Origin of the sequence: Chryseobacterium gallinarum, from assembly GCF_001021975.1 — a bacterium.
Lineage (GTDB): Bacteria > Bacteroidota > Bacteroidia > Flavobacteriales > Weeksellaceae > Chryseobacterium > Chryseobacterium gallinarum.
In genome coordinates this window covers 836,087-850,448 of sequence record NZ_CP009928.1, presented here as the reverse complement: position 1 = coordinate 850,448, position 14,362 = coordinate 836,087, and the positions used below count along the sequence as shown (strand labels likewise).

Genomic DNA, 14,362 nt, shown 5'->3' with positions numbered 1-14,362 from the left:
TTAATTGCTTTTACTGTTATTTACTGATTTCTGCTATTTGGTCAATCCTGCCGTAAACAATGCTTCTAAGGCTTGTTTTATCGGGGGCATTGTATTCCTGCCAACTTCCGTATTGCTTTACGATATAGGTTTTTAAAACATCTTCAAACCCAAACCGATAGCCCTGCAAGGGAACGGCTCTTTTGAAGAAAACATTTCGGTTTACGGCTTCTGCAAGCCAATTCTTTTCGGCTCGGTTCAGCTTGTCGCCTTTGTTCAGTTTTTCCCTTAACTGATAGACCTTTGAAAATTTCAGCGTTTCCAATTCGGGAACTTCGTGGCGGACAAACTTTGTGGCTATTGCTATTCCTTTCGTTTCCATTGTCCTCGCTTTTAAGGTTGATGATTTTCAATTTTCCGTTCCAACAATATTTCCAAGATTTCGTAATCACTTTCGTAGGTTTCGTTCTCGAAATACCACACGGAATTTTCTTCGTCATACTCGTATTTATCAAAATCCTCATCGTCCAAATAAATATCCGTGAGTAGCCTGTCAGAAAATGTTGCCCTGCCAAATACCAAGCACCCCAATTCTTCATAGTCCTGTGTAAAATCCACCTTGTAGTGTTCTGCTATCTTTTGCAATACTTCCGTATTGGGCGACCATTTTGTTTCATATTGAAAGGTGTCCGTATTGTCATAGTCTTGATAAATGCCGAAGAAATAACCTCCGTTGCTGTCTGCTACAAAGTCGGGCAGTTGTCCGCAACCCTCTTTCTGTTCCTGTTCTGCCATTTCTTTGAATAGCCGTTGTATCTGTCTGATTGCTTCGGGATTTCCCTCGAAAGCAACCGTATTGTTGCACCAATTCGCCATATTTTTTGTTTTTAGTAGGCTACCACCGATTAAGGCGGTAGCCTGTGGTTATTTAATTAAGGTTTAGGATTTCCGCACCGTCCAATGCAAATGCGGTACACAATTCAAATGCTTTCTGTGATTTGAGTTGGGCAGTACCGCCCAATACAATGCTCTGTAACTTGGCTTCATCGTTCTTGTAACTTCTTACATTTTGGTAGTAGCCTGTAACCGCATTGTATACTCCAAACAAAGTGCCTTTTGTGGTCTGCATTTGTTGCGTGTCGCTTATCATAGCGTATGCAAATGCGTCCTCTACGGTGTTTTTGAACACGGTGGAAATTTCATCTTCCGCACCTTTCTTGATAAGGTCAAGCGTTTCCTTGTTCGGGCAAAGTGCCAATTGGATTAACTTTCTTACCTCTCGGTCTGTTACCTTTACTTTTGCCCATTCGTTGAAAATGCCCTCCAATTGGTTGCTCAAAGTATTGGCAAGCCCCATAATCTTATGAGCGTTCTCGATACGCTGTTTTGCTCCCGAAGTGTGTTTGATACGCACCACATTGGTCATATTGCGGAGTGAAGCGTTAAGGGTATTTTGGCAGACGATACGGATAGGCGTAAACGCTGCGGTAATACTTCCGCTACCATCGTGCGAAGTGGTTAGGAAGATATATTTTTCCGTTACGTCATCGCCATTGCCTACACGGATATAGTCGGGCAGTTTGGCTGTGATAAAAATGCGTTCTCCGTTGCCCAATGCTCCTGCGGTTTCATAGAGAATACCCTCGCCACCGCCTACAATGCTGTCAAAGAAATTAAAGGCTTCACGATTTTGTACAATGTGGTAATCCTTACCGACTACGCCCAATACTGCATTGTTGTCGGTGCGTATGTTGGCGAAATAATTGGGTACTTCCAATTCGTTACTGCCTATCTCTATGCCGTTGGCGGTTTCGAGAATGCCCGAACCTTTGGTAAACAGTGGGGATTTTACGACTTCGTAATCCAATCCTGCGTATTTGATTGCTTCCTCGCTTGTCGGGTATTGCTCCACGATTTGCCCCAGACCGTGCCACGCTTTTTGCTGTACTGAAAAGAAACTATACTTTCCTGTCCGCTCGTTGAAATTGATGTTATGTGCCATTTTGATAAAATTTTGATGTTAAAAAATGATTGAATACTTGTTGTTAGAATGGTAGGTCGTCCTCCGTGCCTTGTCCTACTGTACTGTTACTCACGGCTTGTTCAGTAGCCTGTACGGTTTCGGCTCTCCTGCTACCTCCGTGCAGTTTGATTTGTGAGGTATGGAAATTCAGCCCTGCCTTTGCTTCGCCGTCTTTGCCTGTCCACGCTCTTGTGCTTACCCGTCCTGTGAGTTCTACCAACGTGCCTTTTGTCAGTAGCCTTGCCACATTCGGGGTTATCCAATAGGCACAATCGAAGTAGGTTGTTTGCTCCACCCGTTCGCCCTGTTTGTTTCGGTAGCCGTCATTTACCGCTACGGAAAAGTTTACTACCTGTCTGTTGTTTGACGTTGTGCGTACTTCCGCATCTCTTGTCAGTCTTCCTGTGATGTTCATATCGCTTGATTTTTGATTTGATTTTTGATTTGATTTTTTTGATTTATTCGGTAATGAGAGGAGGTGCTGTTTCGTTTCACTCTGATACCATTTCCAATTCTGTTATTTTTCATTTCTGACATTTTTTTTATTCGTCTAAAGAGCCGGAGTATGCTTGTTTTCGTTTCGAGAGCGATAAAAGGTTCGTGTTTAGCAGCCACAAGGTTTTGGGAAACAAATACTACCCAAGGGGTGGAGATTTTTTACCAAATCCGGGGACTTGACCTTGTGGATGCGTTAAGAACACGGAAATACCTTTGCTCTCTGAAATGGGAACAAACCGCATACTGGCTACTTTGATAAAAACCGAATGGGAAGAAAGGAAAACAGCAATCTGTAATTGTCCAGGAAGTGATTAGAATAAGCACTTCCGCAACCGGAAACACGATTGTGTTTTAATAAAGAATGCCGTGGTTCCGGCATTGATGTAAGTGGGGTAAAATAAAAAAAGCAGGACTTTTATATCCTGCTTCTATTTGATTGATAAAGGCTACGTTTTAAACCATCACTTCTTCGGTATCGTAAAATTCAATTGTAGCTTCATTCAACAATTCTACTTCTTCGCTTTCCATTTGGATTAGAAAAGCATCTTCCATTGCCTTGAATTTAGGAGCTACCAAATCCATATCCTTACTGATTTTCTGGCTGGTAATCTTGGCATAAATCTGTGTGGTAGAAATATTTTTATGCCCCATCATTTTGCTAAGGCTTTCAAGCGGTACGCCCTCGGTCAAAAACATTGTGGCAAATGTATGACGAGCCGTGTGAAATGTAACTTTCTGTTCGGTAACAATCCCCGCTTCCTCAATAAGTTTACTGATGTGCTTATTGCAGGTCGCATTTGAAGGCATCGTAAAAACAAAATCATTTCTCGTAACTCCACGATACTTCTCAATAATTCGTTTAGGAATTTCCAAAAGACGGACGTTGGAAGCAACATCAGATTTTTTCCTCCGGCTGATAATCCATTGGTGTCCGTCAAAGAATGATTGAATATTACTCCATTTCAGCTTCTTAATGTCAATGTAAGAAAGACCTGTGAAGCAACTGAAAATAAAGAGGTCTTTTACAAGCTCGTATCTTGGGTTGGATGGTTTCAGTAGCATTAAGGTTTCCACATCCTCTTTTAAAAGGTAGCTGCGGTCGGTTTCCTCCATACTGATTTCATAATCCTCAAAAGGATTATCCCGTATCAAGCCCTTTTTGATAGCCAATTCAGCCAGAGCAATAACAGGCATTGTGTAAACCCAAACCGTATTGTGGGTACATTCTTTATCAAAGCGGAGAAAGAAGTCAAACTCCCGAATAAAATCAGAAGTGAGTTCCCGGAAAGCCATATCCTCCCGATGATAACGTTCCTTTATAAATTCGCTTAGGTGGTTGTAAACAGTGTTATACTTGCTATAAGTGCTTTCAGAGCGTTTCCCCTTATCGACCAACCTTTTAAATTCTTTGTTTTGGTCGCTGAAAACCTTTAAAATGGCATCGTCCATTACGCCTACGCCGAGAAATTTAATCTTTACTTTCTGTGCAGTTGCAAAGCCCTCGTGCTTCAGCATATCCTCGTAAATCTTGTCGATACGCCCACGTATGTTGTCTAATTTTTGATTAATGCTTAATGCTTTGGCACTCTTGCCCTCAACTCTTCCGAACTTCAAATCCCAAATATTGGGGTCAATTTCTAACTTTGTACCCATCGTTTTGGGTGTTCCGTCAATGGTAATACGTGCCATAATTGGTACATTACCGTTCTTTTTCGGTTCGTTCTTTTTCAGGTAGAAAAGGAGTTTGTACGTTGATTTTTTTGTCTGCTCCATAACTCAAATGTTTAATGTTTAAAATTAAATTACATTGAGTTACAAGGGAATAGAGAAAGCGGTGCAAAACACTGAAATATAAACAGTTAAGCTATATCGTTGCCTGTGTCAATCGGTAACGAATTAGTAACCTAACGTTGTCAATTTAAGCCCAAAACCCATCCGACACCGAGTTCCATACCAAGACTACTGTTTTGCAAAGCGTTGTATAGCAAAGGGTTTATCCGTTTTGCTTATTTTTGCTTTTTACTAATCTTTTTTTACCAAAAAAAGTAGCGGACAGGAGAAGAGCAGTACCCCGGTTCAACAGTATGGAGCAACAAATGTAGAGATTGCAGAACCAGAAATAGAAGAGACAGTAGAAGAAGTTATAGAAACAGTGCAGGAAGTTTCCCTCCAACCTGCAGAAGAGAAAAAAATAAATGAGCAGTTTGAAAAAATCAGGATTTATAAAGATTATATCGTATATTCTATTGCGCTTCAGCTAAGAGGGGAGTATATGCCTCTGGCGGCTTTTGAAAAAGGGGATGGAATCGTTGAGGGATTTGCATATACGGTAACTGAAGATGCCTATGCATTTTCTCCACAAGATGCGGTAGGGAAGATGGAAGAAAAGTTTGAAAACGAACTTCAGGAAGAGAAAATAAAATCTTATGTAATTCTGTATCATTCTCAGTTTAACGATAACGGTAATCATACTCCGGCAATAAAAGAAGGAGAATTTAAAGCGATCTCACTTTCTTATCATTTTAAAGGGAATGGCAAGAAACAAATCGGACTTCCGTATATTTTCGAAAACGGGAATATTACCTATAAAGGTTTTGCTGGGTTTTCTCACGAAGAAAATAATGAAATCATGAATCATCAGCTGATAGATGGTAAAGAGTATTTTCCCAATACAGAAGGAATTACAGCTCCTGAGACAACTAATGAAGCGGGAATTATCATAAGAAAGTCAAATGTTCATAACCTTGTGAATACATGGAGTGGTATTTTTGGCCATGAGAATTTTCAGACTAAAGATTACGGACAATACCTGACAAACGTTTTAATGCAGTCTGCAGTCCCTGATCCTTCCGGAGAAAGTAATCATAAGACGGAATTTGAAGATGTAAGATTTAAAACCATCTTTACAGAAGAAATGAGTACAATAATCCCGGAAGTAAAAACTGATTATACTTTAGATTTTGAAACAAGATCGATCAGGGAATGGGAAAATGCATTGAATCTGAATGCGATTGTAGCCGGCCCGGCCCGGGATACTTTCGGAGTTTGGTTCTTTGCAACCGATTATGCCGAAAATAGGAATACATATCTGACACAACCTCATCTGAAGGTGAATGTGAGCGGAATTGTTTTCATTCTTGATGTTCATACGAATACGGATTTACCTGATGGTACCAAAATGAATGAAGATTTCACAACGTATGTACCAAGCCAGGATCTTCCTAATTATGCATGTTTTGACTTCATTGCCCAGCTTGTAGACTTTAAAGAAACGACATTGCTTGAAGACAGAAGCATTAAAGGATATATCCTGAAGCTGAAACTGATCACCCATGAAGAAAATGAAGATTTCTTCACTATTGATGCTTTTGTGAATAAAGAGAATATGAGATTCGATACGTTAACAAAAGGAATGAAGGTTACTGGAGCTTTACAGCTACAAGGTAAAATTGCAGAATAATATCAAAAACATAAAAATAAAACGAGACTGTTCCAAAAGAGCAGTCTCGTTTTAATATATTCCTTTATTTTTAAAATCTGTTTAACCGCTCCATAGGAACAATATGTTCATAGAATTTATACATTGTTGAAGAGAAGCTCCGTAGGAGCGACCTGTTAATCAATCTTAAAATTTGTTGAAAAATTACGGATTTATAAAAATAAAAAAGGCAATCCTAAGACTGCCTTTCCATTATTTTTTGAAAACTTATTTGTTGTTTTTCAGTTCTTCCTTGATTTTGTTTTCCAATTCTTCGGCAAGATCAGGATTGTCTCTTAAGACGTCTTTTACAGCATCACGCCCCTGTCCTAATTTAGTCTCTTCGTAGCTGAACCAGGAACCGCTTTTCTTCACAATTCCCATATCTACTGCCGTATCAAGAATTTCTCCAACTTTAGAAACCCCTTCACCATACATAATATCAAATTCTGCCTGTTTGAAAGGTGGAGCTACTTTGTTTTTCACAATTTTCACTTTCACACGGCTTCCGATGGCTTCATCACCTTGCTTGATTGGTGCACTTGCTTTTCTGATATCAATTCTTACAGAAGCATAGAATTTAAGAGCATTACCTCCGGTAGTGGTTTCAGGGTTACCGAACATAACACCGATTTTTTCTCTTAACTGGTTGATGAAAATTACCGTACACTTCGTTCTTGAAATGGTAGCAGTCAGTTTTCTTAATGCCTGAGACATTAACCTTGCATGAAGACCCATTTTGGAATCTCCCATTTCACCTTCAATCTCCGCTTTTGGAGTAAGTGCTGCTACAGAGTCGATAACTACGATGTCAATTGCTCCTGAACGGATAAGATTATCCGCAATTTCCAGCGCTTGCTCACCGTTGTCCGGCTGGGAAATGATAAGGTTTTCCAAATCAATTCCTAACTTAGCAGCATAAGTTCTGTCGAAAGCGTGCTCAGCATCGATGAATGCAGCAATACCACCTGCTTTCTGGGCTTCAGCAATAGCGTGAAGCGTTAAAGTTGTTTTACCTGAAGATTCAGGACCATATATTTCAATGATTCTTCCTTTTGGATATCCTCCTATACCTAATGCGATATCTAATCCTAAAGAACCGGAAGGAATTACCTCTACAGTATTGTCTATAGATTCGTCACCTAAAGTCATTACCGTTCCTTTTCCGTATGTTTTATCTAATTTGTCAAGCACTAATGCGAGTGCTTTTTTCTTATCATCAATGTTACTCATCTCTATTAAAATAATTTCTCAAAAATACACAATTTATTGATCAAAAACTAATATTATTTGCCCTTAAAACTGGTTTTTAGAGTTAAAAAATGATAAAGTTTTAGAGCAGATGTGATTCATAACGAAGCAGATGCAAAACATAGTATGGGTGGCGGAAAAAAAATAATATCTGTTGATTAGGATAGATGCTGAAAGCTGGAAGAAGGAAGTTATTGAAGCCTGTAAATGTATTGTACTTAATTTTATTACTCTTGCTAAGTGAGGTGTATCATCCAACAGAAACTTTACTGCCTACCCTAATGAAAATTTGAATTTTTAGTGATATTCAGGTAGTCTCCCAATACTTTCATCTGATCTTTGTTTCCTCTTTTTATTCTGGAGTCCCGGCTTACTAATTTGTCATAAATTTTGTTGAACAATATTTTAGACTTTGGGAATAGTTTTTTATTGGAAACTTCAGGGATCTGAAGCCTTTTACAAACTTCATCATCCAATAAGAACCACGTACAGCAGATATGAAGATACCTTAAGCTCTTCCTTTGGACCTTAAATTTTAAAATAGGATTCTCCAATGATTCGTTGAGAAGGGAATGAGCCAGAAGAACAGAGTCTTTATCAGAAGGCGGTTGAACGGAGGTCCATAAATAAAAATATTCTGTAGCCTGTTTTTTATTGTCAGGAAGAAGCTGTTCCGGTATACCCAACAAGTATCCGACGTATTTCCATAAGTGAAAAATCCCATGTTCTTCTTCAATCGAAAAAGTGTTTCCCAGTTTTTGAAGGCTATGAAGGAAAACAAGGCTGAAACCAATATAGGTGGCCATCATATCCCAGGAATTGATGGGCTCTCCCCAGTTTTCAGTGTCCCAGTTTTTATAATGCTTTTTGATGGAAAGCCTTGCATAGGAATGGATGAGACGGGTTTTTATGGCAAATTCATATCCTTTGGCATGAAGTTCCAGGGCACTATAACGGGTAACATTTACCCAAAAGTCTAAGGTCTCGGCAAGACGTTTTACAGCTCCTTTTTTCAGAGCTTCGGTAACGATGAGCGGTTTGTTGAGGTAAGCATAATCATACCCTCCGATCAGGCAGTAATCCCTTAAAGAAATTAAAGAATCAAGATTGCTGCGCATACAAAGCTCAGCGCCGCTTTTCAGTAAATTGTCATCAAGCCATTCAGGAACTTTTTGTGTTTGGGCAAACAATTTTTTTACACTCTCAGGAACGGAATCTGTTTCTGAAACACCTTTCCGGATATATCCTTCGATTTCCCGGAACGCTTCATGAAACTTTTTTGTAAAATAAACTTCTTTTACAACATTATCTCCGGCTTCATCAATATGATAAAAGAAGGGGGCAAATTTTTCAAAGTCTTTACAACTCACTTCAGCACCGGAAAAATCAATCAGTTGTCTTCCGTTACCATTCTCCCAAAAGTTTTTGAAATGAGGAGCATCTTTAAACCGGGGCTGTATCATTGTTCATTCCTTTGTATATAAAAATACAAGTTTTGCACCGGAATTCACTGGTGAGATTTATCAGTTATCCATATAATTTCTACAGTAGTCTGAAAAATACCACAAACGGGTAATTTTTTTGTGTCGTTTAATTTCCAACCTTTGTTCTAAGCAAGTACAACCCTTAAAAACTATTGTCATGAAAAAATTATCAATTATTACTTTTTTAACACTATTTATCATGTGTTCAGCTCAAAAGGATTATGAAGTAAAACCTTATACAGCTTATTTGTCTGAGTATAAACCATATTATACGATGATGTATTCAGAAATCCAGGAAATGAATATTCCCTTGTCTGAAAAATTAAAACTATTGAATGATGGTCTTCTTAATTTAAAAACAAAATTTAAAAAAGATAGAAAAAGTGAATTTGAAAGCAAATCCGTAGAGCTGGCTGTTACAAATTGGTGTACCAGCAAAAGTTCCGGAGGTAAAAAGAATTGTGGCTATTCCTATGTTTCTGCTCCTTCACCTGCTTTTTATACAACCAACGGATGGATTAGAGTAGTCGGCACAAACAAAGGGACATCAGTTGCTGCTGATGGAAGTTCTGCCGGATTAAAAATGACTGTAGCAGGCAAGGGTAAAAATAAAGGAACACTATATGCTGTTTTTAAATACAGACCAGATTACACTGTTAAAGCGGTAGAAGACGACACAGACAAATTATTTAGTCTTATCATTAATTAAAAGGATTAAATTTTAAAGACTCATTTTCCTGAAAGTAACTAAAAGTAAAAGCCTCCCCATCGGGAAGGCTTTTGTATTACTCATTGCTGATTATTTATTATAAAGAAGCAGCGTGTACAAGCATATCTACCAACTTGTTGGAATAACCCATTTCGTTGTCATACCAGGAAACAAGTTTCACGAAGTTAGGAGAAAGCATGATACCAGCATCTTTGTCGAAGATAGAAGTTCTCTTATCTCCTACGAAGTCCTGAGATACTACTGCATCCTCAGTGTATCCAAGGATACCTTTCAATTCACCTTCTGAAGCTTCTTTGATCGCTGCACAGATTTCATCATAAGAAGTTGCTTTTTCTAATCTTACTGTAAGGTCAACTACAGAAACATCTACAGTAGGTACTCTGAAAGACATACCTGTTAATTTTCCGTTTAATGAAGGAATTACTTTTCCTACTGCCTTAGCAGCACCTGTAGAAGAAGGGATGATATTGTTCAAAGCAGCTCTACCACCTCTCCAGTCTTTCATTGAAGGACCGTCAACTGTTTTCTGAGTTGCCGTTGTAGCGTGTACAGTAGTCATTAAACCTTCTACGATTCCGAATTTATCGTGGATAACTTTAGCTAAAGGCGCTAAACAGTTTGTTGTACAAGAAGCGTTTGATAAAATTTTGATATCATCTGTAAGTTCCTTGTGGTTTACTCCCATTACAAACATTGGAGTATCATCTTTAGAAGGAGCAGAAAGGATTACTTTTTTTGCACCTGCATTGATGTGAGCCTGAGCTGAATCTTTAGATAAGAAAAGACCTGTAGATTCTACGATATAGTCAGCTCCGATTTCATTCCACTTTAGGTTATTTGGATCTTTCTCAGCAGTTACTCTGATTCTTTTTCCGTTTACCACAAGATCGTTTCCTTCTACAGAAACTTCACCCGGGAAAATTCCGTGTACAGAGTCATATTTTAACATGTAAGCCATGTATTCTGCATTGATCAGGTCATTGATTCCTACAACTTCAATGTTGTCTCTTTCAGTCATTGCTCTGAAAACAAGACGTCCAATTCTACCAAAACCGTTGATACCTACTTTGATTGTTGACATAATAGTTTGTTTTTATTAGATTTATAAAAATAATTAGATTGCTAAAATTTCTGAAATCAACATCAGATCTTTGTTGATTTCGTTATGTTTTTTAATGGCTTCTTCGATAGGCGTATATACCAGGTCATTGGAACGCATCCCTGCCATTACATTACTTTGTCCTTCCATTAATCCTACTACTGCACCAAATCCGAGTCTGCTCGCTAATACTCTGTCTGCACAGCTTGGTGATCCTCCTCTCTGGATGTGACCTAAAACCGTTACCCGGATATCATATTCCGGGAATTCTTCTTTAGTCTTGTTGGCAAGATCATAAATGCTTCCTAATTTTTCACCTTCTGCCACCACTACAATACTGGATGCTTTTCCTGTTTTTTCAGCTTTTCTGAAGTTTGCGAAAAGGTCATCCATGCTGTCTTTTTTCTCAGGGATCAGGATATCTAAAGCTCCGGTAGCCAATCCGCTGTTTAAAGCAATAAATCCGGCATCTCGCCCCATTACTTCTACAAAGAAAACCCTGTTGTGGGAAGTTGCAGTGTCACGGATTTTATCAATAGCTTCCATAGCAGTATTCAGTGCCGTATCATATCCGATGGTATTATCGGTTCCGAAAATATCATTGTCAATAGTCCCCGGTATTCCGATCACTCTGATCCCAAATTCTTCATTAAAGATTTTGGCTCCGGTAAAAGTACCGTCTCCCCCGATACATACCAAACCGTCAATACCAAGCTTTACACAGTTGTCATAAGCTTTCTGGCGGCCTTCTTTCGTTCTGAACTCGGTGGATCTGGCAGACTTTAGAATCGTTCCGCCCTGGTTGATTATATTTTTTACGGAACGAGGGCCCATTTTCAGAAAATCACCGTTGATGAGTCCGTTGTAACCTTCTCTAACTCCGTAGCATTCGATATTATAGTAATTGGCGGTTCTTACTACCGCTCTTAATGCAGCATTCATACCTGGAGAATCTCCTCCTGAAGTAAGAACTGCAATCTTTTTTACAGCACTCTCTTTCATCTAGTAAAAAATTTCGAACACAAATTTACAAAAACAAGTTCAGATTATTGCAGTAACTTTTCAATAGTTTTGAATATATAGAATTAAAAGCTTCTGAGATTTGTCGGTTTGAAAATATACCGTGCTGTTTTGGTTTCCTGAGCATGGATATCAAGATCATACCATGGCGAAATATTTTTATTAAAAGGATTGGACAGTAAGTGTACAGACTGTGCCGGAGTAAAGCCTTCGCCCAATAAAAACAATCTTTTTCCTTGTTTATTCTTACATACTCCTGCAATAAATACTACATGTCCCGGACTTCCAGGAGTAATCAGAATATCCCCGGTTTTTATATCTGGATTTTGTGCAACCGGTTTTGTTTCCTTATTTAATGAAATGGTTCCTGCATAATTAAAGATGAGGTCCAGGTAATTCCTGAAGTTTTGATAAGAATCATCAAAATTGGCCGTTTTTCTGAAACTTACGGAATTACCACTGACAAAAGCTCTGGTTCCATTTTTATAATCATTCCAGCTCAGCAGATCACCGCTTGTAAAATGGAATCTGATTTCATCATACTTTTTTGCTTTATAGAGATATTCGGCTCTCAGACGGATAACAGCATCTGCGCATTGTTGTAAATCTTTATTTCCCGTATCGATATCAAATACGGCTTCGTGAAGATGTTGAGTGGAAACTGGTGTTCCATCATATTTTAGAACCGGACTTCCATAAGATTTAAGTTTAAAATTTTCAATGAAGTATCCGAAAGAATCTGATTTTTCATCGACCCATTTATAATCCTTAGGAGGAGAAAATCTTTCTTTAATGGTAATTTTATGTTGATTGATCTTCAACAGACTTTCAGCAGCCTTATCTTTTGTATTCTGAGAGTTTCGGTTTGATGATGGAGTTTTATCATGAGTACAGCTTAAAAGAAGCATAGCAATAATCAGTCCTGAGCTAATTCTTTTCATATTCATTTGATTGGGTTACAAATATGGGATTTTTTGTGAAATTTGAAGTATTGAAGCAAAGCTATTCGTCAAAAAAAACTCTACGAACAATCCGGAAATAAAAGTTATCCACAATGTGATAGCGTAAATTGTATTTTGTATTGTAAGATTTTGATAATGAATATGTTTGTTTTATCCTTTGTACAGGGCATTTATGTTAATTTATCTTGCCCGTCGTATATGAAAAAGTTATCCACAATATGGAAGTGTGAGTTGCACTTACAAGGTAATGGTATGATAATTAATTTATTATGTATGGCCTTTGTATAGCGTATTCATGTTATTTTAATCTTGAAAAAGTTATCCACAATATGAGTTTTGTCGATGAAACAGTCACCATAAAAGACATACAAGTTTTTACTGCTTCAATTATTTTTTAGCTAAAACATAAAAACTCGAAAAACACTTACGTCAAAAATCAAATACTTTCTGCAGTATTGGCATAATCTGCGGGTAAGATCAACATTTGTGTCCATTTTTATTATGTCTTGAAAAAGTTATCCACAATATGGGAATGGGAATTGTGATTTTTATGTAAGTGAATGGTAATTAATCTATTGTGTAATCCTTTTGTAGAGCTGTTTCACAAGGGTTTTCACGAGCGATAATTCATAAAAAAGTTATCCACAAAGTGAAATTGTTGATTGTGATTATGCTGGGAATTAGTGATAAACAATTAGTTATGGGTAATCCTTGTATAGGGGATTTGGATTCAACCATGCTATAAAAAAATTATCCGTAAACATCTGTGGATATCTGTGTCATCAGTGGTTACAATTAAAACCACAAAAGTCACAAAAGTTTTTAGACACTTTAGTTTTTTAAAGTTAACAGTATAATGTTGAGAAGCGCGCAGAAGTTAAAATCTGCGTGCCTAAAATCAGGCGAATATTTATAGTTAATAAAGAAGTTATCCACAAATAAATATGTATAGCAACCTATTTATTTTCCATATATTTAAATGCCTTTATAGGAAAAATAAAAAGTTATCAACAAACTAACAATCACAGATAAAACTATAAACAGTTCTCACCACTTCTCGGTCAGATATTTCCAGTATCTTTTGGGAACATGTTGTACATGGAGTTTCAGATTCTTTCTTTCCACAATATTGGTTTTGGTAAAATACCGTTGCCAAAGTGTTTGATAGTTCCTTTCCTCATCATGAAACTTTTCCTGATAATTTTTACCATCTAATTTTTCTTCCGGATAAAAGAAATCAGAAGTTTCCAGATCATAAAAGATCCCATAATTTCTTCGCAGATCATAGATCATCCATTTTTGATCCTGGTAACGGTCGCTGAAATGTTTTCTGATTAAAGGAAGAACATTGAAGTCAGGATCTATTTTTGAAAAGAAAATACCATCCTGCATTTTCTCAAAACGGACGAATGCTGTCATCCTGTGACTTTCTCTATCTACAGATTTACAGATTTTGGATATTTTCATGATATCAGAGTCGGCATAATTTTCCAGAATATTTTGTTGAGGATTCTTTACAGATTGTTTTACTGCTGATAGTGTTACTTTTTCCAATTCAGGATCTTCAGATAAAAAGACTTTTAAAAGCTTATATATTCCTTGTTTTCCCAGATTTTGTTCTAATTTTTTTAAGACTCGCTCAGATTTATCAGGCTGAGTAATCACTTCATGAATCTCTGCAAAAATATTTTCCTGATGAAACCTTTCCCTACTCACAATTTCCACATCTTTATAGCGATATTCAAAAATTTCGAATATTGCTGTGAAAAGTCCGTCAAAACTTCCGTCGTAGAGTAGAGTGGTCATCATTTAAAAATATAATAAAATTGACTTTTTTG

The 14,362-nt window shown here is 37.6% G+C and carries 13 protein-coding genes; 2 read left to right on the top strand and 11 right to left on the bottom strand.

The features are described 5' to 3' along the window. Nucleotides 1-16: 16 nt before the first annotated feature. From OK18_RS03875 to OK18_RS03850, 5 genes are all read right to left on the bottom strand, one after another. The gene (locus OK18_RS03875) at nt 17-361 is read right to left on the bottom strand and encodes a hypothetical protein (RefSeq protein ID WP_053327148.1); all 345 of its coding nucleotides are present in this window, start codon (nt 359-361) and stop codon (nt 17-19) included. Nucleotides 362-372: 11 nt separating this feature from the next. Then, nucleotides 373-855: a DUF1281 family ferredoxin-like fold protein gene (locus tag OK18_RS03870; RefSeq protein ID WP_053327147.1), complete on the bottom strand. Its 483-nt coding sequence runs from the start codon at nt 853-855 to the stop codon at nt 373-375. A gap of 52 nt (nt 856-907) precedes the next feature. After that, nucleotides 908-1,981, bottom strand: a complete 1,074-nt coding sequence (locus tag OK18_RS03865; protein WP_053327146.1) for a DUF932 domain-containing protein — start codon at nt 1,979-1,981, stop codon at nt 908-910. Nucleotides 1,982-2,024: 43 nt separating this feature from the next. Beyond that, on the bottom strand, nt 2,025-2,417 hold the full coding sequence (locus OK18_RS03860) for a single-stranded DNA-binding protein (protein ID WP_053327145.1): 393 nt from the start codon (nt 2,415-2,417) through the stop codon (nt 2,025-2,027). Between the two features lie 536 nt (nt 2,418-2,953). Then, nucleotides 2,954-4,273 carry a site-specific integrase gene (locus OK18_RS03850; protein WP_053327143.1) on the bottom strand — a complete coding sequence of 440 codons (1,320 nt, stop codon included), beginning with the start codon at nt 4,271-4,273 and terminating at the stop codon, nt 2,954-2,956. 379 nt (nt 4,274-4,652) lie between these two features. Between OK18_RS03850 and OK18_RS03845 the strand changes: the two genes are divergently transcribed. Then, on the top strand, nt 4,653-5,960 hold the full coding sequence (locus OK18_RS03845) for a hypothetical protein (RefSeq protein ID WP_053327142.1): 1,308 nt from the start codon (nt 4,653-4,655) through the stop codon (nt 5,958-5,960). 246 nt (nt 5,961-6,206) lie between these two features. On the opposite strand, the gene recA is transcribed toward OK18_RS03845, so the two are convergent. Beyond that, nucleotides 6,207-7,211, bottom strand: coding sequence for a recombinase RecA (recA, locus tag OK18_RS03840; protein WP_053327141.1), 1,005 nt, complete (start codon nt 7,209-7,211; stop codon nt 6,207-6,209). Nucleotides 7,212-7,507: 296 nt separating this feature from the next. Next, nucleotides 7,508-8,692, bottom strand: coding sequence for an oxygenase MpaB family protein (locus OK18_RS03835; RefSeq protein WP_053327140.1), 1,185 nt, complete (start codon nt 8,690-8,692; stop codon nt 7,508-7,510). 178 nt (nt 8,693-8,870) lie between these two features. Between OK18_RS03835 and OK18_RS03830 the strand changes: the two genes are divergently transcribed. Continuing rightward, nucleotides 8,871-9,422 carry a hypothetical protein gene (locus OK18_RS03830; RefSeq protein WP_050022151.1) on the top strand — a complete coding sequence of 184 codons (552 nt, stop codon included), beginning with the start codon at nt 8,871-8,873 and terminating at the stop codon, nt 9,420-9,422. 97 nt (nt 9,423-9,519) lie between these two features. Here OK18_RS03830 and gap read toward each other — a convergent pair whose 3' ends face one another. The 4 genes from gap to OK18_RS03810 form a co-directional block, all read right to left on the bottom strand. Continuing rightward, nucleotides 9,520-10,524 carry a type I glyceraldehyde-3-phosphate dehydrogenase gene (gene gap / locus OK18_RS03825; RefSeq protein ID WP_053327139.1) on the bottom strand — a complete coding sequence of 335 codons (1,005 nt, stop codon included), beginning with the start codon at nt 10,522-10,524 and terminating at the stop codon, nt 9,520-9,522. Nucleotides 10,525-10,557: 33 nt separating this feature from the next. Further along, complete coding sequence (gene pfkA / locus OK18_RS03820) at nt 10,558-11,544, bottom strand: 6-phosphofructokinase (RefSeq protein ID WP_053327138.1); 987 nt, start codon at nt 11,542-11,544, stop codon at nt 10,558-10,560. An 83-nt stretch (nt 11,545-11,627) separates the two neighbouring features. Next, nucleotides 11,628-12,503, bottom strand: coding sequence for a DUF4846 domain-containing protein (locus tag OK18_RS03815; RefSeq protein WP_053327137.1), 876 nt, complete (start codon nt 12,501-12,503; stop codon nt 11,628-11,630). A 1,068-nt stretch (nt 12,504-13,571) separates the two neighbouring features. Further along, nucleotides 13,572-14,333 (bottom strand): TIGR03915 family putative DNA repair protein, encoded by a 762-nt coding sequence (locus tag OK18_RS03810; RefSeq protein WP_316932811.1) that lies wholly within the window; start codon nt 14,331-14,333, stop codon nt 13,572-13,574. Nucleotides 14,334-14,362 lie beyond the last annotated feature (29 nt).